The organism is Rhizobium sp. PL01, from assembly GCF_033447125.1.
Lineage (GTDB): Bacteria > Pseudomonadota > Alphaproteobacteria > Rhizobiales > Rhizobiaceae > Pararhizobium.
In genome coordinates this window covers 369,629-394,603 of sequence record NZ_JAWQUM010000004.1, presented here as the reverse complement: position 1 = coordinate 394,603, position 24,975 = coordinate 369,629, and the positions used below count along the sequence as shown (strand labels likewise).

At 57.9% G+C, this 24,975-nt stretch carries 27 protein-coding genes and 1 tRNA gene; 13 read left to right on the top strand and 15 right to left on the bottom strand.

Annotated elements, in window-relative coordinates:
* The first annotated feature begins 3 nt into the window (after positions 1-3).
* Complete coding sequence (locus R6X40_RS12355; protein ID WP_318413945.1) at positions 4-1,263, top strand: RNA polymerase sigma factor; 1,260 nt, start codon at positions 4-6, stop codon at positions 1,261-1,263.
* 14 nt (positions 1,264-1,277) lie between these two features.
* On the opposite strand, the gene R6X40_RS12350 is transcribed toward R6X40_RS12355, so the two are convergent.
* Genes R6X40_RS12350 through R6X40_RS12340 form a run of 3 tightly spaced genes read right to left on the bottom strand, consistent with a single transcriptional unit; the run spans position 1,278 to position 4,315 of the window.
* The gene (locus tag R6X40_RS12350) at positions 1,278-2,015 is read right to left on the bottom strand and encodes a DUF930 domain-containing protein (protein ID WP_318413943.1); all 738 of its coding nucleotides are present in this window, start codon (positions 2,013-2,015) and stop codon (positions 1,278-1,280) included.
* A 21-nt stretch (positions 2,016-2,036) separates the two neighbouring features.
* A complete protein-coding gene (locus R6X40_RS12345; RefSeq protein ID WP_318413941.1) occupies positions 2,037-3,194 on the bottom strand; it encodes a GTP-binding protein in 1,158 nt (385 codons plus the stop codon).
* A gap of 26 nt (positions 3,195-3,220) precedes the next feature.
* Entirely contained in the window at positions 3,221-4,315 is a 1,095-nt protein-coding gene (locus R6X40_RS12340) for a D-alanyl-D-alanine carboxypeptidase family protein (protein ID WP_318414221.1), read from the bottom strand.
* A gap of 175 nt (positions 4,316-4,490) precedes the next feature.
* Here R6X40_RS12340 and R6X40_RS12335 point away from each other — a divergent pair, with 175 nt between their 5' ends.
* From R6X40_RS12335 to R6X40_RS12320, 4 genes are all read left to right on the top strand, one after another.
* Positions 4,491-5,654, top strand: a complete 1,164-nt coding sequence (locus R6X40_RS12335) for a M20 aminoacylase family protein (RefSeq protein WP_318413939.1) — start codon at positions 4,491-4,493, stop codon at positions 5,652-5,654.
* Between the two features lie 34 nt (positions 5,655-5,688).
* A complete protein-coding gene (locus R6X40_RS12330) occupies positions 5,689-6,153 on the top strand; it encodes an Lrp/AsnC ligand binding domain-containing protein (RefSeq protein ID WP_318414220.1) in 465 nt (154 codons plus the stop codon).
* Positions 6,154-6,436: 283 nt separating this feature from the next.
* Complete coding sequence (gene kdsA / locus R6X40_RS12325; protein WP_318413937.1) at positions 6,437-7,300, top strand: 3-deoxy-8-phosphooctulonate synthase; 864 nt, start codon at positions 6,437-6,439, stop codon at positions 7,298-7,300.
* A 130-nt stretch (positions 7,301-7,430) separates the two neighbouring features.
* On the top strand, positions 7,431-7,793 hold the full coding sequence (locus tag R6X40_RS12320; protein ID WP_318413935.1) for a hypothetical protein: 363 nt from the start codon (positions 7,431-7,433) through the stop codon (positions 7,791-7,793).
* Between the two features lie 70 nt (positions 7,794-7,863).
* Here R6X40_RS12320 and R6X40_RS12315 read toward each other — a convergent pair whose 3' ends face one another.
* Entirely contained in the window at positions 7,864-8,904 is a 1,041-nt protein-coding gene (locus R6X40_RS12315) for an NAD(P)-dependent alcohol dehydrogenase (RefSeq protein ID WP_318413934.1), read from the bottom strand.
* Positions 8,905-9,125: 221 nt separating this feature from the next.
* On the opposite strand from R6X40_RS12315, the gene R6X40_RS12310 reads away from it, so the two are divergent.
* Both R6X40_RS12310 and R6X40_RS12305 read left to right on the top strand, forming a co-directional pair.
* Entirely contained in the window at positions 9,126-10,067 is a 942-nt protein-coding gene (locus tag R6X40_RS12310; protein ID WP_318413933.1) for an AraC family transcriptional regulator, read from the top strand.
* A 103-nt stretch (positions 10,068-10,170) separates the two neighbouring features.
* Positions 10,171-10,395 (top strand): hypothetical protein, encoded by a 225-nt coding sequence (locus R6X40_RS12305; RefSeq protein ID WP_318413931.1) that lies wholly within the window; start codon positions 10,171-10,173, stop codon positions 10,393-10,395.
* 125 nt (positions 10,396-10,520) lie between these two features.
* Here the strand turns inward: R6X40_RS12305 and R6X40_RS12300 are convergent, their stop codons facing one another.
* The 5 genes from R6X40_RS12300 to R6X40_RS12280 all read right to left on the bottom strand — a co-directional run bounded on the left by R6X40_RS12300 (position 10,521) and on the right by R6X40_RS12280 (position 14,913).
* Positions 10,521-11,153, bottom strand: coding sequence for an exopolysaccharide biosynthesis protein (locus R6X40_RS12300; RefSeq protein ID WP_318413930.1), 633 nt, complete (start codon positions 11,151-11,153; stop codon positions 10,521-10,523).
* 5 nt (positions 11,154-11,158) lie between these two features.
* Complete coding sequence (locus R6X40_RS12295; protein ID WP_318413928.1) at positions 11,159-11,470, bottom strand: ATPase inhibitor subunit zeta; 312 nt, start codon at positions 11,468-11,470, stop codon at positions 11,159-11,161.
* 54 nt (positions 11,471-11,524) lie between these two features.
* Positions 11,525-11,821, bottom strand: coding sequence for a hypothetical protein (locus R6X40_RS12290; RefSeq protein ID WP_318413927.1), 297 nt, complete (start codon positions 11,819-11,821; stop codon positions 11,525-11,527).
* Positions 11,822-11,869: 48 nt separating this feature from the next.
* The gene (locus R6X40_RS12285; RefSeq protein WP_318413925.1) at positions 11,870-12,856 is read right to left on the bottom strand and encodes a TerC family protein; all 987 of its coding nucleotides are present in this window, start codon (positions 12,854-12,856) and stop codon (positions 11,870-11,872) included.
* Positions 12,857-13,221: 365 nt separating this feature from the next.
* Complete coding sequence (locus tag R6X40_RS12280; RefSeq protein WP_318413923.1) at positions 13,222-14,913, bottom strand: hypothetical protein; 1,692 nt, start codon at positions 14,911-14,913, stop codon at positions 13,222-13,224.
* Between the two features lie 141 nt (positions 14,914-15,054).
* Between R6X40_RS12280 and R6X40_RS12275 the strand changes: the two genes are divergently transcribed.
* Both R6X40_RS12275 and R6X40_RS12270 read left to right on the top strand, forming a co-directional pair.
* Complete coding sequence (locus tag R6X40_RS12275) at positions 15,055-16,071, top strand: hypothetical protein (RefSeq protein ID WP_318413922.1); 1,017 nt, start codon at positions 15,055-15,057, stop codon at positions 16,069-16,071.
* Positions 16,072-16,345: 274 nt separating this feature from the next.
* Positions 16,346-17,428, top strand: coding sequence for a class I SAM-dependent methyltransferase (locus tag R6X40_RS12270; RefSeq protein WP_318413920.1), 1,083 nt, complete (start codon positions 16,346-16,348; stop codon positions 17,426-17,428).
* A 51-nt stretch (positions 17,429-17,479) separates the two neighbouring features.
* On the opposite strand, the gene R6X40_RS12265 is transcribed toward R6X40_RS12270, so the two are convergent.
* From R6X40_RS12265 to R6X40_RS12255, 3 genes are all read right to left on the bottom strand, one after another.
* Positions 17,480-17,556, bottom strand: a tRNA-Met gene (locus tag R6X40_RS12265).
* A gap of 169 nt (positions 17,557-17,725) precedes the next feature.
* Positions 17,726-18,949: a tRNA 2-thiouridine(34) synthase MnmA gene (mnmA, locus tag R6X40_RS12260; RefSeq protein ID WP_318414218.1), complete on the bottom strand. Its 1,224-nt coding sequence runs from the start codon at positions 18,947-18,949 to the stop codon at positions 17,726-17,728.
* A gap of 152 nt (positions 18,950-19,101) precedes the next feature.
* Complete coding sequence (locus R6X40_RS12255) at positions 19,102-19,848, bottom strand: helix-turn-helix transcriptional regulator (protein WP_318413918.1); 747 nt, start codon at positions 19,846-19,848, stop codon at positions 19,102-19,104.
* Between the two features lie 496 nt (positions 19,849-20,344).
* Here R6X40_RS12255 and R6X40_RS12250 point away from each other — a divergent pair, with 496 nt between their 5' ends.
* Positions 20,345-20,620 (top strand): DUF1153 domain-containing protein, encoded by a 276-nt coding sequence (locus R6X40_RS12250; RefSeq protein ID WP_004430042.1) that lies wholly within the window; start codon positions 20,345-20,347, stop codon positions 20,618-20,620.
* 140 nt (positions 20,621-20,760) lie between these two features.
* The gene (locus R6X40_RS12245) at positions 20,761-21,042 is read left to right on the top strand and encodes a GNAT family N-acetyltransferase (RefSeq protein WP_318413917.1); all 282 of its coding nucleotides are present in this window, start codon (positions 20,761-20,763) and stop codon (positions 21,040-21,042) included.
* 111 nt (positions 21,043-21,153) lie between these two features.
* Here R6X40_RS12245 and R6X40_RS12240 read toward each other — a convergent pair whose 3' ends face one another.
* Entirely contained in the window at positions 21,154-21,504 is a 351-nt protein-coding gene (locus R6X40_RS12240; protein WP_113241951.1) for a flagellar export protein FliJ, read from the bottom strand.
* Between the two features lie 441 nt (positions 21,505-21,945).
* On the opposite strand from R6X40_RS12240, the gene ctrA reads away from it, so the two are divergent.
* Positions 21,946-22,644 carry a response regulator transcription factor CtrA gene (gene ctrA / locus R6X40_RS12235; protein WP_037099813.1) on the top strand — a complete coding sequence of 233 codons (699 nt, stop codon included), beginning with the start codon at positions 21,946-21,948 and terminating at the stop codon, positions 22,642-22,644.
* A gap of 222 nt (positions 22,645-22,866) precedes the next feature.
* Here ctrA and R6X40_RS12230 read toward each other — a convergent pair whose 3' ends face one another.
* Together R6X40_RS12230 and chpT are read right to left on the bottom strand one after the other, a co-directional pair.
* Positions 22,867-23,229, bottom strand: coding sequence for a response regulator (locus R6X40_RS12230; RefSeq protein ID WP_318413914.1), 363 nt, complete (start codon positions 23,227-23,229; stop codon positions 22,867-22,869).
* Positions 23,230-23,334: 105 nt separating this feature from the next.
* The gene (gene chpT, locus R6X40_RS12225; protein WP_318414216.1) at positions 23,335-23,988 is read right to left on the bottom strand and encodes a histidine phosphotransferase ChpT; all 654 of its coding nucleotides are present in this window, start codon (positions 23,986-23,988) and stop codon (positions 23,335-23,337) included.
* Between the two features lie 320 nt (positions 23,989-24,308).
* On the opposite strand from chpT, the gene R6X40_RS12220 reads away from it, so the two are divergent.
* Entirely contained in the window at positions 24,309-24,845 is a 537-nt protein-coding gene (locus R6X40_RS12220; RefSeq protein ID WP_412178375.1) for a DUF1134 domain-containing protein, read from the top strand.
* The last annotated feature ends 130 nt before the right edge of the window (positions 24,846-24,975 follow it).

Genomic DNA, 24,975 nt, shown 5'->3' with positions numbered 1-24,975 from the left:
AGCATGGCGGCAAACGACATACATCAAGCAATTGAAACAGTTTTTCGGATCGAACAGGCCCGGCTCATCGGCGGCCTGGCGCGGATGGTGCGCGATGTCGGACTGGCCGAAGAGCTGGCGCAGGATGCCCTGGTGACCGCCATGACCGAATGGCCGAAGACCGGTGTGCCAAAAAATCCGGGAGCCTGGCTGATGGCCGCCGCCAAGCGCCGCGCCATCGATGGCTTCCGCCGAAAGAAGATGCTCGTCCGCAAACATGCCGAAATCGGCCGTGATCTCGAAGACGAGCGCGATACCAGCGTTGAGGATGTCGAGAGAGCGCTGGACGACGATCTCGGCGACGAACTGCTGGGTCTGCTTTTCGCCGCCTGCCATCCTGTCTTGTCTGCCGAGGCGCGTGCGGCGCTCACCCTTCGGCTGATCGGTGGGCTGACCACCGACGAAATCGCCCGTGCCTTTCTCTCCAATGAAGCGGCCATCGCCCAGCGCATCGTCCGGGCCAAGAAGACGATTGGCAATGCCGGGCTGACCTTTGCCGTACCGCGCGGACCAGAACGCAAGGAGCGCATCGCCTCGGTGCTGGAGGTGATCTACCTGATCTTCAACGAAGGCTATGCGGCGACCTCTGGCGAAGACCTGATCCGCCCTGCCCTGTGCGCTGAAGCCCAACGCCTTGGGCGCATCCTTGCTGGCTTGTTGCCGGATGAGCCGGAAGTGCTGGGCCTGCTGTCGCTGATGGAGATTCAGGCCTCCCGCCTGAACGCCCGTGTTGCCCCGGACGGTTCCCCGATCCTTTTGACGGAACAGAACCGTGCCCATTGGGACCAATTGCTGATCCGCCGCGGACTGGCGGCCCTGCAGCGCGCCGAAACGCTCGGCGGCGCCAACGGTCCCTATGCCCTGCAGGCGGCGCTGGCAGCCTGTCACGCACGCGCCCGCAAGGCGGAAGATACCGATTGGCAGAAGATCGCAGGCCTTTACGATACGCTGCGCGGTGTGATGCCGTCGCCGGTGGTCGATCTCAATCGGGCGGTGGCCCACAGCATGGCTTTCGGACCGGAAACCGGTCTCGCACGCCTCGACGAAATCGATCCGGCAGCGGGCTTGCACACCTATGTTCCACTACCCGCCGCAAGGGGAGATTTTCTGTTCCGTGCCGGGCGGCTGGCGGAAGCCAGAGTCGAATTCGAGCGTGCGGCCGACCTCACCCGCAATACCCGCGAAAAAGCGTTCTTCCTTGCCCGGGCTGCCGCTTGTGGCTGATCGGCTCGCACGGTCTAATCCGCCGGGCCATCGTCCGCCAACAGATTGTGATCGGCCCATTCACCTTTCGGAATCTCGCTGCCAACAGCGAAAGCAAACGATACGACCTTCTTCAAATCCGGCGTGACCTCGCAGATGAAACCGATATTGTACCAGCGGCGCTTGCTGCGAAACGCCCCGCCATCAGCCTTGAGTTTTTGCCCGGAAAGCTCGGTATCGGCCATCGCATAGGCCACCAGAAAATCCGGCTTCAGCGCCGCCTTCCGGATATGAACCTGCTCCATCGCCTCAATGTTGCAGAGCTGAACGATGCGCTCTGAAGGTGCGAGCTGCCCTAGGGCCTTGCGCGCCTTGGCGCTACGCGGATCGGCCAGCACCTTCGCCGACTGGAGATGCGTCGCCTTGACCATGACGCTTGGCTCCGGGCGGCGGCGGTCGGTCGGCAGTGCGGCAAAATCCGGCACTGGACTTGCGGTTGCTGGCTCCGGCAACGCTTCGCTCAAGGGCGCTGCGCGGGTATCAGTAATCGCCAGACGGCTTGCGGCTTCAAACTGCTGCTGCGTCAGCACATCGACAGTGACGCTGTCTTCTGATGACGATCCCTGCCGCCGCGGCGTCACGGCCAGAAGCAGGGCAAGACCGATCACCATATGGAAACCGCACGAGGCACTGAAGCTCCAGCCGCCGGGACGGCTCGGGGTATAGGCTGGCGCCCGCATGTTGCCGATGACTTCACCCGCCTCGAGTAACATGCCAGCCCCTTGCCCGGTGCGTTACATCCGCAAACCGGGAACCGCCAATGGATTGTCTTCCAGCGCCTGCCTGTCTGGCCGGTCGATGCGCGGCTTACCGGTAAAGGCATCAAAAAGATCGCGCACAAACGCTTCCGGCAGGTCCTTGGTGATCAGAACCATGCGGGTGCGCCGGTCTGACGGATCGGGCCACGCGGCCATGCGCTGAGGCATATGGAATACGGTCTGCACGCCATGCAGGATCAACGGCCGATCCGGATTGTCGGACATCGAGACGATCGCCTTCATCCGTAGCAGCTTTTCGCCATGAGCGGAGCGCAAGAGATCAACGAACATTTCCAGCGCCATCGGATCGATCGGCCGGTCGTGGACAAGGCTGAAAGAGCGGATATCGGCACCATGCCGGTTTTCGTCATGATGGTGGTGATCATGGTGATGGTGGTCATGACCACAGTTCTCGTGGCCGCAATGCTCATGGTCATGGTGATGATCGTGATCCGACGCCGCCTCGTCCTGCAGCCAGCGGCCGACATCGGCGATCTTGGTGGCCGGATCGTAGAGTCCGCAATGAAAGAGCTCTGCCTTGCCCGCCTCCGGCAGGTCGCCATCGATCATCGGTGCGCGCGGATTGAGCGCCCTGAGCCGTGCCTTCAGCGAAATCACCGTGTCCGGGGTCGCAAGCGACATCTTGCTGATCACCAGCCGGTCCGCCATTGCGACCTGCTTGACCGCCTCTTCGTGATGATCAAGCGTCGAAAGACCGTTTGCCGCATCGACCACAGTGACGACGCCATCGAGCCGGTAATTCTGGGCGATGATGGGATTGCCCATCACCGACTGCAGCACCGGTGCCGGATCGGCAAGGCCGGTCGTCTCGATGACCACCCGCTTCAACGGCTTGATCTTGCCGGTCTGCATCCGGTCCATGAGATCGGCCAGCGTATCGACCAGCTCGCCGCGCACCGTGCAGCAGAGGCAGCCGTCCGACAGTTCTATGATCCCGTCGCTCGATGCCTCGACCAGCAGGTGATCCAGCGAGACATCACCGAACTCGTTGATGATCACGGCGGTATCGGTGAGATCAGGATCCTTCAGAAGCCTGTTGAGAAGGGATGTCTTTCCAGCACCGAGAAAGCCGGTGAGGATCGACACCGGTACGGCGGTCGAAACAAGACTCATGAATTATCCGATCAGTAGGCGGAAGCTTAGAAAACGGGGCGAGGAACCGGGATCGGCACATTGGCGGCATCGCCCTGCGCGGCCTCCGTCTGCCCCTTGCCATTGACATCGGCCACCTTCTCGGTGCCCGGGATAAGCCCGGCGGCGACAAGATTCAGCGGGCGATTGATCTCGTGGATATAAGGCGACAGCAGTTTCTGCCGTCCGCCTTCATCACGATTTTCCGACCGGACCTTTGCTGCCTTCGGATTGCAGATGTCCTTGCTGACATCGATGACCGTGTCGCGGGTCTCGCCGTAGGGTGCGATCTGGCCAAGGCCCGGCTTACCCGCATTGCTTGACGTCAGGCCGAGCTGCAGCAAGCGTGCAGATTCATCCGCCCGTCCACCAAGGCTGTCTGCGCCGAGCACGACGGACACGACGGCGCGTCCGTTGCGGGTTGCCGAGGAGACCTGATTGAACCCGGAGGCGCAGATGAATCCGGTCTTCATACCGTCGGCACCGTCGAAACGGCCGATCAGCATGTTGAAATTCGGATAATTCTTCTTGCCGGTGGTGAAACCTTCATAGGCAAAATAGGCCGCATATTGCGGGAATTCGCGCTTGATCGTGATTGCCAGAACGGCAAGATCGCGGGCCGTCGTGTACTGGCCGGGCGCGGGCAGACCGTTCGGATTGACGAAATGCGACGACGTCATGCCGATCCGCACAGCTTCGGAATTCATCTGGTTGACGAACGCGGGCTCGGAGCCGGCAACCGTCTCGCCGATTGCAACGGCAATATCGTTGGCCGACTTGATCAGCATCATCTTCAGGGCGCTGTCGAGCGTCACCGCCTGGCCGGGCTTGTAGAACATCTTGCTCGGCGGTTCGCCGGCAGCGTTCTTCGACATCACGACTGGCGTTTCCAACGTCAGCTGGCCGGATTTCAGCGCGCGAAAGGTCGTGTAGGCCGTCATCAACTTGGTCAGCGAGGCCGGATACCACTTTTGGTAAATTTCCCGCTGCTCATAGACCTTCAGCGAACTGACATCGACAACCAGCTGCGGATTGGCCGCGCTCGGCAGGGCCGCCGAAAGCAGCGACGCGCAAGCGCCGGTCAGGACTGCGAGTAGCTTCAACGCGCCGCTCTTGCGAATTCCAGTTGTCACCACGTCAAACCTCGAAATTTCGGGAATTGCCTCGTATCGTCCCGCTATTTAACCTATATGGCGAGGTGATGGCAAAGACCATTCTTTTGCGCCGATGCCAAATATCCCGTATCCCATGCCCGCAATGGACCCACAGGAAGCCAAAATGCCTATTTTGAACCGCGCAGCAGAGCTCCAGACCGAAGTCACGGAATGGCGTCGCCACCTCCACACGAAGCCGGAACTGCTGTTTGCCGTCGAAAATACGGCGGCTTTCGTCGAAAATAAATTGAAAGAGTTCGGCGTTGACGAAATCGTGACAGGTCTCGGCCGCACCGGTGTCGTCGGCCTGATCAGGGGTAATCTTGGTGAAGGCCGCACCATCGGCATGCGCGCCGACATGGACGCGCTGCCGATGACAGAGACCAGTGGCAAGCCGTGGGCCTCGACCACGGCGGGCAAGATGCACGCCTGCGGCCATGACGGCCACACCGCCATGCTTCTGGGCGCTGCAAAATATCTCGCCGAGATACGCAATTTCAAAGGCGCGGTCGCGGTGATCTTCCAGCCGGCCGAAGAAGGTGGCGCGGGCGGCCATGAGATGGTCAAGGACGGCATGATGGAGCGGTTTGCCATTGAGGAAGTCTATGGCATGCACAATATGCCGGGCATGCCGGTTGGTCAGTTCGGCAGCCGTGTCGGGCCGATCATGGCCTCGACCGACGAATTCAACATCACCATCGATGGCCGCGGCGGCCACGCGGCCCAGCCGCACAAGACGATCGACCCGATCGTGATCGGCTCGCAGATCGTCAGTGCCTTGCAGACGATCGCCTCGCGCACCGCCGATCCGCTGGCGTCTGTCGTCGTCTCGGTCACCAAATTCAATGCAGGCTTTGCCCACAATATCATTCCGGAGCAGGCCATTCTTGCCGGCACCGTACGCACGCTGATGCCGGAAATGCGCGACATTGCCGAAGAGCGCATCAAGCAGATCTCCGAAAATCTGGGCGCCGCCTATGGCGCCAAGATCCGGGTTTCCTACGGCCGCAACTATCCGGTCACGGTCAACCACCGTCAGGAAACCGCCTATGCGCTTTCGGCGGCAGCAAACATCGCCGGAGAAACCCAGGTATCAGGTGACCTCGATCCAATGATGGGCGGCGAAGATTTCTCCTATATGCTGCTCGCCCGTCCGGGCGCATTCATCTTCATCGGCAATGGCGATACGGCCGGCCTGCACAACCCGGGCTACGACTTCAACGACGAGGCGATCCCGCACGGCATCTCCTACTGGGTTAAACTCGCCGAAATGCGGCTGGCAGCCTGAAACTGCCCCCGAATGGAGGATCGGACTCATGCCGATGCACGAGATAGACAAGATCGACCGGCGGATTCTCAATATCCTCCAGGCGGACGGCCGGATCACCAATCTGGAACTGGCCGACCGCATCGGGCTTTCCCCCACCGCCACCAGCGAGCGGCTACGCCGCTTGCTGAAGGAAGGTTATGTCTCGGGCTTCGGTGCGCGTCTGGATCCGCATAAGCTCGGCTTCGGGCTTCTCGTTTTCATCGAGGTGATGCTCGACAAGACGACACCCGAAGTGTTCGACAAGTTTGCCACCGCAGTCAAACAGGCGCCGTCAGTGCTCGAATGCCATATGGTCGCTGGCGGCTTCGATTATCTCGTCAAGACCCGCTTCGAGGACATGAACGCCTACCGCAATTTCCTCGGCCAGGTGCTCTGGACCCTGCCCGGCGTCAAGGAAACGCGGACCTACGCAGTGATGGAAGAGATCAAGAACGACGGGCCGCTTCCGTTGGGCTGAGCTGCGTCTGCGTCCACCCCGAACAACCGGCCCATAACGGATACTCACAACCCCATCAGGGCCGACCAGACTGCGCTGGCACGCGGCGTAAGCCTGCCGCAGTTATCCAAGCAATCTTGATGGTGCCTCGCCCCTCAATCTCAAGTTGCTGCCTTTCCAAAACTCCATATTGTGCGCACGTACGACGATCAGAGATGTGATTCTCGCTTCAACCTGAATGATAGCGGGCGCACGGTTGCGTCGTGCGATGGAGCGTTTTCTTTAACGTCAGTGGAAGTCGATCATGGCCTTAGCGCATCTGAAACACTGGAACATATCGTTTGGCGAGGGCCAGCCTCTAGCCGTTATCGCAGGCCTCAATGTCCTGGAAAATCTGGAATTAGCGCTGGATGTGGGGCGGCACCTGAAGGCCGTCACGGCCGATCTCGGCTTGCCTTTCGTGTTCAAAGCGAGCTTTGACAAGGCCAACCGCTCCTCAAATGCCAGCTATCGCGGTCCCGGGTTGCAGGATGGCCTCGCCATGCTTGCGGAACTCAAACGAACCTTGAATGTGCCGATCGCTACCGACATTCACCAGATCGATCAGGCAGAGGCGGTTGCCGCCGTTGCGGATCTGGTTCAGATTCCTGCATTCCTTTGCCGCCAGACGGACCTGATTGTTGCTGCTGCCATTGCCACAAGCCGTGCCGGTGGCCTGCTGCACGTCAAGAAAGCCCAGTTTCTCGCCCCTTGGGACTGCAAGAACATCATCGCCAAAGCGCGGGCGGTTGCACCCGATCTCCAGATCATCTTGTGTGAACGCGGCAGTTCCTTTGGCTATAACAATCTGATCGTGGACATGCTCGGCATTGCCGAAATGCAGCGCCTCGGCGTTCCGGTTACCATTGATGCGACCCATTCCGTGCAATTGCCGGGTGCAGATCCCCGCACCAACGGTTCTTCGACGGGCGGACGCCGCGAGGGTGTCCCCATCATCGCCAAGGCAGCTGTGGCGGCCGGTGCGGATGGCGTGTTCCTGGAGTTTCATCCAGACCCCGACCGCGCGCTTTGCGACGGGCCAAGCTGCCTTCCCCTCGACACGGCGGCAAGCCTGCTTTCGACCCTGTACGCGGTACATCAGGCGGTGCGAGGTGAACACAGAAGCTGACGCGAACAGTGGTTAAAGGCCAAAGTACCGTTCGCCCACATCACCACAATTTTGGTGCTTTTCAAACGGCACCGATTGCGCATAGGCTCACGTGCAGCTCGGTCATCGAGCCATTTTTTTGAGGGGTCCCATGAAGAAGATTGTTTTCGCCGCCGTACTTTTGCTCGCGGCCGCATCCACTGCGAATGCGCAAACCGTAAACGCCGGCAAATACACTGTCCAAGGCACCAATCTCGATGGGTCAAGCTATTCCGGCACGGCTGAGATAACGCTCGCCAGCGAAACCACCTGCGTCATCGAATGGAACACCGCCGGGGTCAAATCGACCGGCGTCTGCATGCTCAACGGCGATGCCTTTGCAGCAGGCTACGTCTTGGAAGATGAAATGGGACTGGTCGTCTACAAGGTCAACGGCAATGGCACGCTTGATGGCAAATGGACGATCACCGGCAAGGACGGTTCCGGCACGGAAGTGCTGACCGAAGTAAAATAACCCCTCTGACGGGGCGGACGCGATAAAAAGGCCGGCAAGGTGAACTTGCCGGCCTTTTCGTTTCCATGAATTACAGCGTTGCCATATCAATGACGAAGCGGTAGCGCACGTCGCTCTTGATGACACGTTCATAGGCTTCGTTGACCTGATCCATGCGGATCAGTTCGATTTCCGAGACAATGTTGTGCTCACCGCAGAAATCCAGCATTTCCTGGGTTTCCTTGATCGAACCGATCATCGAACCGGCAAGATTGCGACGGGCCGGAATGAGCGAGAAGGCATGCACAGGCACCGGTTTCTCCGGAACACCGAGCAGGACGAGCGTCCCGTCCACCTTCAAGAGCCCGAGATAGGCGTTCCAGTCGATCTCAGCCGAGACAGTGCACAGGATGAGGTCGAACGTGCTGGCCAGCTTGGTGAATGTTTCAGCGTCGGCGGTCGCATAATAATGGTCGGCGCCCAGCTTCAGGCCATCTTCCTTTTTCGACAGCGACTGGCTGAGGACGGTGACGTCAGCACCCATCGCATGGGCAAGCTTGACGCCCATATGGCCAAGACCGCCCATGCCGACGATTGCGACCTTCTTGCCGGGACCGGCGCCCCAGTTGCGCAGCGGCGAATAGAGCGTGATACCGGCGCATAGCAGCGGTGCTGTTGCCTCGAACGGCAGGTTCTCCGGAATGGAGAGGACGTAGCCTTCCTTGACGACAATAGAATCGGAATAGCCACCCTGGGTCGGCGTCTTGCCGTCCGCTTCGACGCTGTTATAGGTGCCGACAAGGCCGGGCATGTACTGTTCCAGATCGACATCGCGGCTGGCGCAGGCGGTGCAGCTATCGACGAAGCAGCCGACGCCGGCCCGGTCGCCGACCTTGAATTTCGTGACCTTCGCGCCGACCGCCGTAACAATGCCAGCGATTTCGTGGCCGGGAACCATTGGGAATACCGAGTTGCCCCACTCATTGCGGGCCTGATGGATATCCGAATGGCAGATACCGGAATATTTGATGCTGATGACGACGTCGTCCTCGCGGGGCTCGCGCCGTTCGAATGTGAAGGGCTGCAGCGGCTTCGACGCATCCGTCGCAGCATATCCTCTTGCCAGGGCCATGGGTCACTCCTTTATTTGATGAAGCGGGGATTGTGATGGAAGCACAGATCGCCTCTCCCCGAAAGCATACTGGCAGATCACGCCTGCAGAACGTTAGAGCAATCCTGCAAGATTATTGTACGATCCTGCAAAACGTGCCGCCAAGGTTTTGCATATTACCACAGAACGACTAAATTCCGGTTTGCGAGAAGAAATCTAAATAGCTGGAAAGACTTTCGATTATGACAGCTTCACGAACCCCGCGCAGTCAGGAACTGATTGATCTCATTGCCCGTTTCGCCAAGGAGGATGGCGATCATCAAACGGCCATTCCAGGTGTAAGCGTTCATCGGCGCTCAGGAACCGGCACGAAATCCTGCGGTTCCTACAAGCCGAGCCTGGCATTGATTGCACAAGGTGCAAAACAGGTAGTGCTCGGCGACGACGTCTACCGCTATGGCGGCGCCGATTATCTGCTGACCTCGATCGACCTGCCGGTCACCACGCAGATCGTCGAGGCTTCGGAGGAAAAACCCTATCTGAGCGTGACATTCGGGATCGATACCACACGCATTGCCGGATTGCTGGATCAGGCCGGCGCGCAAACCGGCACGCCGGCGCCTGCGACACGAGGCATGTCGGTAAGCTCGGTCACCCCGGACCTGGAAGATGCAGCCATCCGCTTGCTTCGGCTTCTGGACCGGCCGGACGACATTCCGGCTCTGCTCCCGCTGATCGAGCAGGAGATCATCTACAGGCTTTTGACCGGCCCACAGAGCGCGCGGCTGCGCCAGATGGCGGTCACTGAAAGCCAGTCACACCAGATCAGCCGTGCCTGCGTCTGGCTGAAGGAACATTACGCCCTGCCGCTGAAAATCGAGGATCTGGCCAGCCGCGTCAGCATGAGCGTCTCCTCGCTGCATCATCATTTCAAGGCGATCACCGCCATGAGCCCGATGCAGTACCAGAAGCAGCTACGGCTGCAGGAGGCACGGCGGCTGATGCTGGAGGATATGCTGGATGCAGGCTCCGCCGGTCATCAGGTCGGCTACGAGAGCCAGTCGCAGTTCAGCCGCGAATACGCCCGCCAGTTCGGCGAGCCGCCGCTACGCGACGTCGGCCGCGTCCGCCGCAGCCTGATGGACCGGTTGACTGGCGGCATGGAAATAATGAGCGAGGGATAACCACCCTTCGTGATGCGTTCGCCGCCCAACGGAAGGCTTCTGAAAAGCCGATTGCTAATATTCCGGCCGGCTTCGTGGTAAGCTGGTGGTGAGGAGAATCACCATGATGCCAATCACCGTGCGCCTGAGCTCATGGCGGGAGGGACAGCTTCTGCGGGAACCGGTGCTTCTGACGGCAATGGGATTGCGAGAAACTTTGCTTGTGGCCCTCGGCCATGACGAAGCCAGGGTTAATTTCGTCTGCCGCCAGGTGGAGGAAACAGGCGCCTACGAACTCTTCGACCTCAACGAATCCTCTACGAAGATCGAGAAGATCCTGCAATCCTAGGATCTCGTTGCGGGCTCTTGCGCTCGCCCTTCCGCATGGGCAGGCCGCTTGCTCCTACCTCACCTCATCCTAGCGTCTGATTGAAAAAGATACCGTGTGTGAGAGTGTGCCGTAGCAGTACCCGTTTAGATCAAAGAGACAAAGGCTGAGCCGACTGCGGTTGCGAGATAATATGAGGCAACGCAAGCGACTGCGAACAGCGCCATTGCAGCGATGACCATCAACCCATCCCGCTCCGCCAGCGAGACCGCGATCAAGGCAACCGCCAGTGCTGGAAGTGTGTTGCCGAATGGTATTGGCAGAGCAATCAGAATAGCGAGCAGCAAGATGGGGATGGCAAGCACGATGCGTGCCTTGCGCCCTGTCAGCACGGCAAGCCGTCCAGGCGACAACCAAGCCTCAAAACGCAAGACCCACGGCCGGGTCGCCGAAATGGTCGCCTCGACAGCCTTCAACGGAAGCACGCGACGCCCGATCCACTCGGGCAACCACAACCTGTTTGCCCCCACCATCATCTGAACAGCAACGAAGGCGAGACAGGTTCCGAAGATAAAGCCGAAAGGGCCTGGCATTGGAATGATTGTTGGCAGGGCCAGAATGAGAAGCGTAAAGGCGACACCGATCCGGCCTTCTCTTCCAAGAACGCGTTTCAATTCCAGCCCGTTGTCATGCCTAGCCCGATCGAGGAGTTCCAGCATGAAGTCGGACCCCTTGATCTTGTCTTCTTCGATCCGGCTCTCGATGCTTTCTGCGTCCAACGGCATCAATCCGTACAGTGACTATCGAGCAACGATTGGCGATGGCACGACTTCAGCAACTCGTTTGCCTCGTCATTGCTGAAGATGACGCCGTGCGCTTTCAGGTCGCCGGTCAATTTGGCGATGATATCGGCATCGCCGGCCATTTCATAATCGCTTTCGTGCGCGTCTCTTGCATAGGCGGACAAATCACCGCCCAAAAGGCCGAGCTTCTGACCAACCCAGTAACCGGCGAGGTGATTGCGTCTCGCGCGGATCTCGTTGATCGGAGAATGCTCGAGTTCGTCACCCACCTCTGTCACGGTGTTGTTTTTCATATCGGCGTTCATTTCTGTGTCACTGTTTCTGTTGCTTGATGTCAGAGGGAGGCCTCAAGAGGCCTCTTTCTGAAGTTCAGCGAGCGCAGCATCGCAGGCGGGATGAACGCCCGAAAGAAACTCTTCCGGCTGGTACCAGCCGACGGTGACGCCGACCACGGAGGTGACGGCCCAGACCGGCTGTTCGCCTGCTTTGGTGATCAGGAGCGGGGCACCTTCGCGCAGGCAAGTCTCGCTTTGCTCGACGATGGCAGGGGACGCATTCGCGCCGATGATTGCTTCACGCAAATCCGCTTTCGCGGGTTCAACGATCATCGAGGCTATTGCGGATGACATGATTTCGAGCAGCATTTTTCTTATCCTTATTGAGTGAATGAAGTGTCAGTCTGTGGGCTACCCTTAATGGGCAGCCGTGTTGTCCTTGCGGGTTTTCATCAAACTCCAGACCACGCCGCTCGCGATAATGGCGAAGGTCATCGACAAGGACAGAGCAGCCGGGAATTTCTCCAGGCCAAGAAGATAGGCCACGAAGACCTTGGAGCCGATGAACACCAACACGATGGCCAGAGCCGGCTTCAGGTATTTGAAACGGTGGATCATCGCATCCAGCGCAAAGTAGAGCGCGCGCAAACCCAGGATAGCAAAGATGTTGGAGGTATAGACAATGAACGGGTCGGTCGTGATCGCGAAGATCGCGGGAACCGAGTCGACGGCAAAGATCACGTCGGCAATTTCGATCAGCACCAGCGCCATGAACAACGGCGTGATGAACAAAACCATCTTTCCGGTCTTTGGATGCGGCTGCTTTACAAAGAACCGCTCACCATGATGCGTGTCCGTGACGTTGAATTTGCGGCGCATGAAGGACACCAGCGGATTGTTGGCAATGTCCGGATCGGACTCTCCAACGAACAGCATCTTCAAGCCGGTAAAGACAAGGAAGGCCGCGAAGATGTAGAGCACCCAGGAGAATTCGGTCACAAGTGTTGCGCCAAGGCCAATCATGATGGCGCGCAACACGATGACGCCGAGAATACCCCAGAACAGCACCCGATGCTGGTAAATGCGCGGTACGGCAAAGAATGAAAAGATCAGGGCGATGACGAAGACGTTATCCAGGGCCAGCGTCTTTTCGACGACAAAGCCGGTGATATAATTCATGCCGGCTTCAGCGCCGAGATACCACCACACCCATGCGCCGAACGACAGGCCAAGAGAGATGTAGAGCGCCGAAAGCTTGAGGCTTTCCTTGACGCCGATTTCCCGGTTTTCCTTATGCAGGACACCGAGGTCAAATGTGAGAATGAGAGCAACCAGCGTGATGAACGCTGCCCACATCCAGAGGGGAGATCCCATCCACTGGACGAGCATAAACGAAAGGTCCAAAGCCTTCTCCTTCGCCGGCATACAATGTCGAGGAAGGTCCGACATCGTAAAGCGCCGGCGGCTTTACCAGAGGGGCCCGGACCACGGGTCTCGCCCTAATTGGAGCTGCGGATCGGGCCGTTCAAGGGCCGCGCAAATTTTATTTCAAGGATCTTCGCTTTTCCGAGCGGTTGCCTTGCAACCTGCTGGCCCAAATGGGCGTCCGAAGCCAAATTGGCCTTTGAGGCAGGAATAGCGCTGTATATCTAACCGGTTACCAAGGATAATGCGGGACCTTGCGGCATGACACAAGCCGCTCGCGCTTACCGTAACGCTCTTCTAGAGCGCTACGTTAAGCGCCTGAATGTCGGCCCGTCCTGGGGTTCCTATGCGATCGCAGGCACCGCGAAATGATCCGGTTCTTGACCGTTGCGGGCGCGCGCAATCATCAGCTCGAACGCCTTTTCCAGATGACGTATGAAGCGCGTGGTATCAAACAGCGGCGCGACCGTACGCTGCGCGGCAACCTTGTCTTTCACTGCACGCAGTTCGTCCGGGTTTTTTGCCAGCGACACGCAGAGTTCGACGTAACGTTCTGGAGTATCCGCAACCAGTTCGCCAACCCCAAGCGCCCGCAGCAAGCTCTCCGTCACCCGGGAGGCAAAATGCGTGCCCTTAAAGGTTGGCACCGGCAGGCCCGCCCATAATTTGTCCGATGTCGTCGTGTGACCATTGTAGGGAAATGTATCCAGCCCGATATCCGCCGCCTGAAGGCGGGCAATGTGATCCGGATAGGCAACCGGATCGGCGAAGATGATCCGGTCACTGGCGATGCCTGCATTTTCCATCCAGCGCACCAGATTATCCTGCGCAAAACGATTCGAGCACATGACCCACAGCACGCTGTCATCCGTTCGCCGCAGAATATCCGCCCAGACCTCCGCCGTCGCCGGCGTTATTTTGCGTTGGGCGTTAAACGAAGCAAAGACGATGCGATCCTCCGGCAGGCCGAGTGCGCCGCGTGGGGTCGCGGGCGGCAGTGGACGGCCGATATTGTCATTGGACTGGTAGCTGTCTGGAAGCAGGCAGAATTTTTCGTGATAAAACGGCCGGCTCGTTTCCGGCGTCACAACGGCGTCGGTGAGGATATAATCGCAATCGATGCCTGTCCCCGATCCGGGAAATCCGAGATAGGCGACCTGGATCGGGGCAGCACCAAGATTGAGCAGCCCGGCGCGGGAACCCTTCGTATGTCCCTTGAGATCAACGAGAATATCGATGCCAGAATTTCGGATCACCGCCGCTGCATCCTGATCCGAGAGGTGTCCAATCCGTTGCAGGTTGGGATAGGTATCGCGTGATCCCTTGTCGATTTTGATCAGGTCATCGTCTGTGTTGCAGAAAAGCGCCACGTCGAAGCGCTCAGGGTCATGCTGGAGCAGCGCGCTCTGAAAAAGACGCATCGTGGCATGCTGATCGCTGAAATCCGCCGAGAGATAACCGATCTTGATCCTGCCGGAAAATCTATGCGGCACCGCCCGCCTTGATGCTCTCGACGCCGGCGTAAAAGCCATTGCGTCATGCACCTTCATCTGTCGCGCATTGATGCCCTCGTCGCCGCACCAGCCGATATGGCGATGCGGAAACTCTGCGGCCAGATAGCGTTCATCGCCGGCTTTCAGCCGGTCCAGAAAGCGCTGGTCATCCATCTGCGCCTCGTCGATGCACAGAAATTCGTGCAGACAACGGCGATAGGTTTCCTCGGCATTGGTATCGAACTCGCCGGTTTTCGCGGCGAGCCGAGCTATGTTCAAAGATGCAAAGGAATCGTCTGCTTCCTGCAGCATATTGGCAGCAAGTGCCCGCAGCATCGCCTGTTTTGGACCGCCCAGCTCCGCCGCCTTGATATAGAACGATGCCGCATCGGCGAATTTCTCCGTCTTTGCATAACATTGGGCAATCAGCAGAAGTTCGTTGAGTACGAAGGATTGCCGGCGGTCCGGCGACAGAATGCTCAATGCCCCGTGATAGTTACCATCATTGTAGTCACCGAGCGCTTTTGAAAAAGATGCCGACATCGACGGTCCAGACGTATCTGTTGATAAACCATCACTAGCGAAACCGGCTGGTGCAAGGCTGGATCGACTGGAAATGCCAGGTAAGCCTCGCGCACCCGACGCGGCCTAAAGCTGGAGACCTCAATCGCTTGGACACGCCTGATGACACAGCTTACCCTCTGCATGCCGAGCAATCGCGATCTCCGGCACTCTGCCTGCGCGATCGAAACGGCGCTGATCTACGCGGAAAAAAGGGATTGCCGGCTTGTCGTTTCCGACAACTCCAGAGATCCCCAAAAACGCGCGCGCTACGAAAACAGCCATCCACGTCTGACCTATGTTGTCCCGGCCGGTGATAACGGCCTGCAGAACATGATATCTGCTTTGTCAAAGGTCGAAACGCCCTTCCTGATGCCGATGGGCGATGACGACGAGATTTATGGCCTAGATGACAAGCAGCCGTTCGAATTTTCCGATCTTCCTGCCGATGTGATCGGCGTTCGTCCGCAAACATTCATCTGGACCAATGAAAAAGGGGTGCAGCAGGTCGATCGTTTTTCGATCATCGCCGATGACGCCGGCAGCCGGATGCTTGAATATAACGGCAAGGCCAACGGCAATAACGCGCTCTACTACAGCGTCTACCGCTCGGATCTCTTCAAAAGCCTGTATTCGCTGTTCTCACAAGCCCATCCGACACGGGGTGGTTATTGCGACTGGGCCTTGAGCTTTGCGCTGTGCGCCGCCGGAAAATTCCTCTCCGATGATTCGACGATCTACCGCTACGACCTCGGTCGCTGGGCGACGAGCAGCACGCTGGAAGCCGCAAAAGCCAACCTCTATCTGCAGGCAGGATTGCCCGAAACAGCAGAGCATTTTTCGGCTCTTCTGCGTTTCATAGATGTCCATGTCTTTCTGATCAGCCTGCCTCTTCCGGAGGCCGAGCGCCGGACTGCGCAGATGACCAATGCCCGGCTGGCGCTCCGGACGTTTATACACGAAGTCGCAAAAACGCCCGATCAATACGATTCCGAAGTGGTCTATCTGGCTGACTTGGTCAGTGCGACCCCGGACCTCGACACAGCTTTCCAAATCTCGCTGCTGATCATCGACCGGCTGCAGGAGGGATTGGCTGAGAAATATGTGCTATTCGTAAGGGCCGCGGGCGGAGTTGCTTGAGGATAGCCGCTACGGCGATTACGATCCCACGCCCCCTATATCAAACGCCATCATTCTCTATCATTATGCATTATTTTCAGACTCTTAATCTGGCACGACACATAAACTAAACATCCGCTACCAGTGTGCTACCAGGTCACTTCCACGACGCCCCCTTCCCGCGCGAGAAAGAGATGGCTCCGCCGTATCGGCATATCTAGCCCAAGTCAGGAAATTCAATCTTCCCAGCATCTTTGTAACGCGGTAGTGATGCCGAACAACCGGGGGGCGAGCTATGGGGTATCTAGGCAAGGATTTTGGCACAACGCCTGGGGATTTGCGGGCGCAACCGCCGGTCGCTATTCCTACGAAAAGCAGGTCGAAAAGCGCGTTCCAAAACATCCGGCGGCATATCACTCGCGATAAGAAGATCCTTGAAATCGGCCCCCTTCTTCGCCCGATGGCGGCAAAGCGCGACCGCTACAATGTTTACATCGTGGACAAACTCGACCGCGATGGCCTCATGCGGCACTACCGACATCTCGGAAGCGATGTCCATCTTATCGAAGAGGTAGATTTCGTCTGGGAAGACGGAACCCTCCTGGACTCGATTCCCAATGAACATCACAGCACCTTCGACGTCGTCTTTTTGAGCCATGTTCTTGAACACGTCCCCGACCCGTTGGGCTTCCTGAAAAGCTGCCATAGTCTGCTCAAACCAGGCGGAGTGATCTCCATCGCTCTGCCCGATAAGCGGTACTGCTTTGACCTGTTCCGACCTCTATCGACCACGGCCGACTGGCTCGAGGCGTCACGAAACCGTGACGCGGTTCATACCCGCAAAACACTTTTTGAGACGTCGATCACCGCCGTGGCGAAGCGCGGGATGATTTCGTGGCCCGATAAAGACGCGATCATTGCAGAGCAGATGACCTTCGTCACCATGTCACTCGGCGAGGCATTCAGGACCTATTACGGCGAGGGCCAAAGCAACGCCTACATTGATTGCCATGCGTGGGTCTTTACACCCGCAAGCTTCGCCCTCATCGCTCACGAATGCTATGCGCTGGGCGTCTGCGGCCTTTCTTTGGAAAGCGTCACAACTACGCAAAACGGAGAATTCTTTGCTCACCTGCAGTTCGCCGAACGGCGGGTTATCGATCATCACGAGCGCCTGCAGTTGATGGCATTGGCAACCCGCGAGCAGGTCGAGGGATACAAACTCATAGAGCCAGCCAGAAGCCGCCCTATGCGGGCGGCAGCCAGGGTGGTGGTCGCGGGTGTACCGAAGATGAAGCGTGCTATGCGCCAAGCTGTATTGGTGGTTTTGTCCAGCATCTTGCTCGAATGCGAGCCATTAGGATGGATCGCATTCTAAGCGGGGCTTGTTTGCGGACGCGTGTATCGATTCACGATAACTAATAAAATGTGGTAGCGGGAGAGGGACTCGAACCCCCGACACGCGGATTATGATTCCGCTGCTCTAACCACCTGAGCTACCCCGCCATCAGACTGAGACTTGGGCGCTTGGCCGCTGTCGTCGCCGTCAGTGGGCGGCTTATAGGGTGCGGTTCATGCCGGTGTCAAGCCGGGCCGTTTCAAAAAACAGGAAGTTTTTCAAGGGACGGTGAACATTGGCGGGGACGACACAGGATGGACCGTCCCCTGCCCTCAATCAGGCAGCAACCACACTCTGCAGCAGGTCCTTGAGCGCAGCTTCGGCAGCGGCCTCCCGTTCGGAGCGCAGGATGAAGCCGCCGCCATAGACACGCGCGTCCTCGCCGATACCGGAATAGAGCGCGCATGCCTGACCGGGGGCAACGCCCGCCTCGCCTTCCAGAAGCTCGACCGAGACGCCATCTGCATCGGCGCGCAGGATCGCAGGCGCCGGCTGACGGGTGGAGCGGACCTTGGCGAAACAGGCAAAGCCATCGGCCGCCACATCGAAAATATCGCCGTCACCCAGCCAGTTGATATCGCGCAGGTAGACGCGGCGCGTTTCCAGCGCTTCCTTCGGGCCGACGATGACGCGGCGCGAGCGGGCGTCGAGATGCACGACATAGAGCGGCTCGCCGGTGGCAACGCCGATGCCACGGCGCTGGCCTATCGTATAATGCAGAATGCCGTCATGGCTGCCGAGCACGCGGCCGTCGAGATGGACGATGTCGCCGCCCAGAGCCGCATTCGGCTTCAGCTTGTTGATGATATCGGCATATTTTCCCTGCGGCACGAAACAGATGTCCTGGCTGTCGGCCTTCTTGGCGACGACGAGACCCATGTCTTCGGCAAGCTGCCGGGTTTCCGCCTTGGTCAGATTGCCGAGCGGAAAACGCAGATAGTCGATCTGCTCCTGCGTGGTCGCAAACAGGAAATAGCTCTGGTCGCGATCGGCATCCGTCGGACGAAACAGCGCGCGGCGGCCCGGAGCGTCGGGCGTCGGGTTCGACCTCGACCGGATATAGTGGCCGGTGGCCAGTGCATCGGCACCGAGTTCCCGGGCGGTGGCCAGCAGATCGGCGAACTTGACGGTCTGGTTGCACGCAACGCAGGGTATCGGCGTTTCGCCAGCCACGTAGCTTTCGGCAAAGGGATTGATCACCGTTTCGCGAAAACGCTGCTCATAGTCGAGAACATAATGCGGAATGCCCAGCACCTCGCAGACGCGGCGGGCATCGTCGATGTCCTGGCCAGCACAGCAGGAACCGGCCCGGTGGACGGCGGCGCCATGATCATAGAGCTGCAGGGTGATACCGAGAACGTCGTAACCTTGCCGTTTCAGGATGCCGGCCACCACGGAACTGTCAACGCCGCCGGACATGGCAACGACGACGCGCGTATCTTCGGGCTTGCGATCAAAATCGAGACTGTTCACGGTATCCAATCCGGTATTCCGGTCCATCGGTGGGTTGTTCGGCATTTTCGCGCGACCATACCCTGTTTCCTGCAAACGGCCAACGCCGCAGCCGACGGTTCCCGGTTCAGACCGGCCATTCCGTAGCCGCTATATAGAAAGTCGCGGGGAATTGAACAAGGGCAAGGGGTTTGCCCGGCTCAGATCAGCTTCATCCGCATGGCGCGCGCGATCGCCTGCATGCGATTGACGGAATCCAGCTTGCGGGTAGCGGTCTTGAAGTAGCTGGAAACCGTATAGGCGGAAATGCCGAGGATGATGGCGATCTCGTCACTGCTCTTGCCAGCAGCAGCCCAACGCAGACATTCGATCTCGCGCGTCGACAGCTTGTCGCGTGCCGAGGCGCCGACTTCAAAGGTGCGCTCAAGCGTTTCGAACAGTTGCAGCAGGGTCAGATACAGATCGGCCGTCTCGGTCCTGTCCGGCTCGCCCCGCGATCCGCAGAGCAGGGCGGCAAATGCTTCCCCGTGGGTGGTGTGCAGCATGACAGCAAATGTATTGCTCATAGCCTGCCCGGCAAACAAGGCATCGACAGTGTCGCGCGCCGCGGTCCCATGCGCGTTGAGCAGGGATTGTGTTGCGCCGAAGATCGGCAGCTTCGTATGGCGCAACCGTTCGACCAGCGCGCTCGCCTGGAAAACCATCGCCGCGTCATATTCCCGTACAAGCTCCGACGGCCAGCTGCTCAAAACGAGACGTTCGGCGAAACGCTGCTGCTCGCCGAACGGAATGCGCGCGATCATGAAGTGGCTAAAGCCGAATTGCGCCGTGCACTGGCGCATCAGGTGGAGCACTTCGTACTCCGTCTGGACTGCGGAACTGTTCATGCCCGAAAGAAAATCAGCATAAGCCTCGCTTCGCAAGGCCAGCTTGTCAGGGTCTCTCATATTTTTAATCACCAACCTGCCGGCCACGGCGCCAGCTCTCCAAAAAATTCTCATTCCGGAATTTTTTCGGCAGCAGCACGATATATCCAACACCGACGAAACCCCGAGAGGCCACTAAGGACACATTCGAAGCGAAAAGACCGGCATTTTGAAATAAAATGGTGCATCGAGAGCATTCCGGAGCAACAAAATGTTGCTCATGCTCAATTACTGGCTGTGACTATCAATAATTTTATGAAAATTGAACCATTATATTTGCATAGCTCCTATGCATACATGGAAATTACACAACGAAGCTTGGAAGCTCCACAATAAAGAGGTGATCGAGAGCAGAATCGCGCTGAGCCGGGCACTGTTTTCGAGATCCGCAATTGGTCGAAGAGCGCGCCGGAAGTCTCTAAAATTATTAGCAAATTGTTACTACCTGCTTAGGCAAATGTTAAATGTGACAGGGTAAGTTGATCCCATATGGTCTTGAGTATGTGTAGAGAGTCCAATGACCGAAATGATACGACCCCGCGTGAAATATGTCATCGGACCCGATGGCAGCCCTTTGACAATTGCTGATCTGCCTCCGGCCAATACGCGCCGTTGGGTGATCCGCAGAAAGGCAGAAGTCGTCGCCGCCGTGCGTGGCGGACTGCTGAGCCTGGAAGAAGCCTGTGAACGTTATACCTTGACCGTCGAAGAATTCCTGTCTTGGCAGTCCTCGATCAGTGACCATGGTCTTGCCGGCCTGCGAACGACCCGCATCCAGCAATATCGCCACTGACGCGATAGACCCAAGCGCGTTTTCCCGGACAGCTGCTTCGAACTAGGCAGCTGTCCGAAACATTTTCAAGCCTCCCCCACCCTTCGTTTCGGCTCTGCCCCGTGCCATATAGGCGGGAGCCAACAAATGACGGGTGGACCATGGATATCAAGCTTGAAGAAAACGGCTCGCATGGCCGCTACAGCACAACAGTCGAAGGGCATACCGGCGAGATGACCTATTCCCGGTCATCGCCGACCCTGATCATCATCGATCATACCGCTGTTCCGGACGCGTTACGCGGCAAGGGCGTCGGCCAGGCGCTCGCAGCCCACGCGATCGACGCGGCCCGAAAGGGCGGCTGGAAAATCATTCCGCTCTGCCCCTTCATGCGTGCTCAGGCGCTGCGCCATCCCGAATGGCAGGATGTGATCCAGGCGTAAGCCGGAGCGTCCTTCAAAAAATTGCCCTAAAAATGCACAAGGCCCTTCTCACGAACTTGAGACAAGTTCGTGAGAAGGGCCTTTGGGCCTTGAGCAAAACCTCAAGCGCGCCTAGGCGCGCATACGAGCACCGCTATCGCGTTCTTCGAGCGCTGCGGCCTTGGCGAATTCCGCCTGAACCTCTTCCAGCGCAAGTTCCGCCGCATCCTGCTGCACCTTCAGTTCCCGGACCGAGACCTGAAGATTGTCTGCCCGCTGTCTCGCAGCCTTGGCAAACGTCGGATAGGCGAAATGGGCGGGATCGGTGATCCCCGATTTCTTTTCTTCGAACGTGATCTGGTTTTCCAATTCCTTGGTCATCCGCTCAAATTCGGACATCATCAGTTGCAACTGGCTCAACTGACGCTGTTTCTCCTTCACCTGAAATTCCTTCAGGCGAACAAGGCTCTCACGTGACTTCATACGCAATACTCCCGTGATGCGAGACCCCGGTTACTGGATTTGACCCGATTAACCGACCTTACGGTGTCGGAAACAAAAAAAATTACAGCGATATTAACAAAATCCTACCGCTGGTAACCTTTCGTTTACGGGCATCGTTAATCATAGGGACGATCATTTAAGGGTCAGTAAATGCCGGGCACAAAATTTAGGGTTCGGCATAGATTGAGTCAGATGAGTCAGATAGCCGATTTCCTTAATGTTGTGCGTTAAGGATGTCATTCTAGATTCACATGCAAAATCAGAGGACTGCAAAAAATATTTAACATTTTCGATACACCTTGCCAGAGTGAATCAGAATTTGTTAACCATTTGCTGGCAGCCTCCAAATCAGGCAACGACTGGATCCGTATCGCGTAAGGGGGCCACAACGACCTTTCGGCGGCGGAAAAGGGGACAATTATGCGGGTTCTACTCATCGAAGACGACAGCGCGACAGCGCAGAGCATCGAACTGATGCTCAAGTCGGAAAGTTTTAACGTTTACACCACCGATCTTGGTGAAGAGGGTGTCGATCTCGGCAAGCTCTATGATTACGACATCATTCTGCTTGATCTTAACCTGCCGGACATGTCCGGTTACGAGGTTCTGAGAACGCTGCGTCTGTCCAAGGTCAAGACACCAATCCTTATCCTTTCCGGCATGGCCGGTATCGAGGACAAGGTTCGTGGTCTCGGCTTCGGCGCTGACGACTACATGACCAAGCCTTTCCACAAGGACGAACTGGTTGCTCGCATCCATGCGATCGTGCGCCGTTCTAAGGGTCATGCACAGTCAGTCATCTCCACCGGCGAACTGATCGTCAACCTGGATGCAAAGACTGTCGAAGTCGGCGGACAGCGTGTTCACCTGACGGGCAAGGAATACCAGATGCTGGAGCTGCTTTCGCTCCGCAAGGGTACGACGCTGACCAAGGAAATGTTCCTCAACCACCTTTATGGCGGCATGGACGAACCGGAACTGAAGATCATCGACGTGTTCATCTGCAAGCTGCGCAAGAAGCTCGCAAATGCCGCTGGCGGCGCCAATTATATCGAAACCGTCTGGGGCCGCGGCTATGTGCTGCGCGAGCCGGAAGGCGAGTTGGCAGAAAGCGCCTGATACCACCGGCCATTCCAGCCGGCGGTGTTTCGCATCCCGCATAATGCAGGGACGCCACGGCTGATCGTGCCGAGAGTTTCGTTAAAGCCCGCCGATGATGGCGGGCTTTTGCGTTTCCGGGCTTTCCGCATGGTGCCCCGTTACCCCTCGTAAAGGGCACATAAAAAAGCCGCTGCCTGGAAAGGCAGCGGCTTTTTCGAGATAATATGGTTTGCTGAAGAATCAGGCGGCGATCGACAAGCTGCCGAAAACGCTGGTCAGGATCTTGCGATCGAACGGCTTCAGCAGGAAATCGTCGGCACCGGCACGCTTGCCGGCCATCATCTTCTTCAGATCCGCCTCAACGACGCAGTAGTAGATGCGCACGGCCTTGCCTTCGGGCAGGTTGCGGATATTGGCAATCAGATCGAGCGCGCCATCCAGACCCGCATCGACGATGATGATGTTGGGCAGCTCCGCTTCGCAACGCACGAGTGCTTCCAGACCGTTGGCGGCCTCGGAAACGAGAAAATTCAGGCCGGAGAGGATGCGTTTCCCGACCTTGCGTACGACGTCCGAATCATCGGCAATCATCAAGCGTTGCATCTCAAGCTCCCTCTCTGCGCGACAGCGGGAATTCGCTCCCTATCAACAACCGTATGCCGCTTTGGCAAAGAATCAGTTACCGCAACATCTAAAAGCGGATTTATCTCAGCTTTCGACTGCAACCATTTTCGCGGAAAACACGATTTCCTCGGATGTCGAGTTGACCTCGATCTCCATACCCGCCTCGTCGGCGAGCAGAACCGTGTAGTAGGGCTGGATCGTATGCGCATCGACGGCTTCTTCGAGCGTGCCCGAGAGAAGCTCGACCAGCTTCGGCGGTACGCGCATCATCCGGCCCTTGCAAATCAGCTTGAACGCCGCGTCATATTCCGGATTTTCCAGGATGATGTCGATCGAGCCACCACGCGGAATGGCGCCATAAGCGATCAGAAACAGGTTGAGCAGCAGCTTGACCCGGTTCTTGGCGATGATAACGCGCGGTCCGGTCCACGTGACTTCCGTCTTCTTTTCGACGGAAGCGAAATCCTTGGCCGCCTTTTCCGCTTCACCGGTATCGATCGAGGCGCCAGCTGAGCCGGACGCGCCAAAGGCCAGTCGTGCAAACTTCAAACGTACCGAGGCATTGAGCGCGCTGGTCCGGATGAGGTCCATGGCATCGGCATCCGCCCCGCCCTCATCGAGCAGTTCGAGGCCGTTGTTAATAGCGCCAACCGGCGAGATGATGTCGTGGCAGACACGGCTGCACAAAAGCGCTGCGAGATCGGGACCGGTCAAGGTCAGGTTCGGGTTCTTTCCCATGGTCGTATCCTCAATAGCCTTCGAGCGGCTCACAAGCGAGATCAGGCGGCCTTCCGCGATCCTCTTGCCCATTGTCTAACCCGCGAACATTGCGCGGGCATAGTCTCAGGGCGAAGATCATAAAGACACCACATTTGGTAAACCGATTGTTAAGATGATCGGTTCAAATTGCTGGCAATCAGCCCGAAACCCGTAACAGTCTGGAACGGGGCAGGCAGCAGCCCGCGAATGACATTGCAGGCGCTCCTGAGTCTACGGAGAAGAACATGCAGCGGATCGTCAATGCCGTGAAATTCCCACTCTTACGCACATTCGTGGCGATGATGGCTGCGTTCAGCCTCATGCCGGCGGCGCTTGCGCAGAGTAATGGCGGCGAACAATACACGATGCAGGAAATCGTCGATGCCGGTCACGGCTTCTTCGGCTCCACCTCTGGTGGACTTGCCAAGGTGGTCGAGAACGCATTTTCCAAATACGGCCTGCCGAACGGCTACATTCTCGGGCAAGAAGGATCCGGCGCATTCGTAGCTGGCCTGACCTATGGCGAAGGCGACCTCTATACCAAGAACGCCGGCCAGCATAACGTGTTCTGGCAGGGGCCGTCCCTCGGCCTCGACTGGGGTGGGCAAGGCAGCCGGACGATGATGCTGGTCTACAACCTGCCAGCCGTCCCCTCGCTCTACAAGCGCTTCGGCGGCGTCTCCGGCTCAGCCTATGTGGTCGCCGGGGTCGGCATGACGGTGCTCACGGACGAAAACATCGTTCTGGTTCCAATCCGAACTGGCCTTGGTGCCCGCCTCGGCATCAATGTCGGTTATCTGAAGCTGACCCAGCAGCCGACCTGGAACCCCTTCTGAAGCAAAACGCCGCCTGATTCTTCCAAAACTCTTTCCAGTCGCTGCCGTGACTGGAAAAATGCGCGTTCGCGGATACTTGAAGTGATATTGTCGTTCGTCTTTAGTACGAATGAAACGAAAACCATGGATT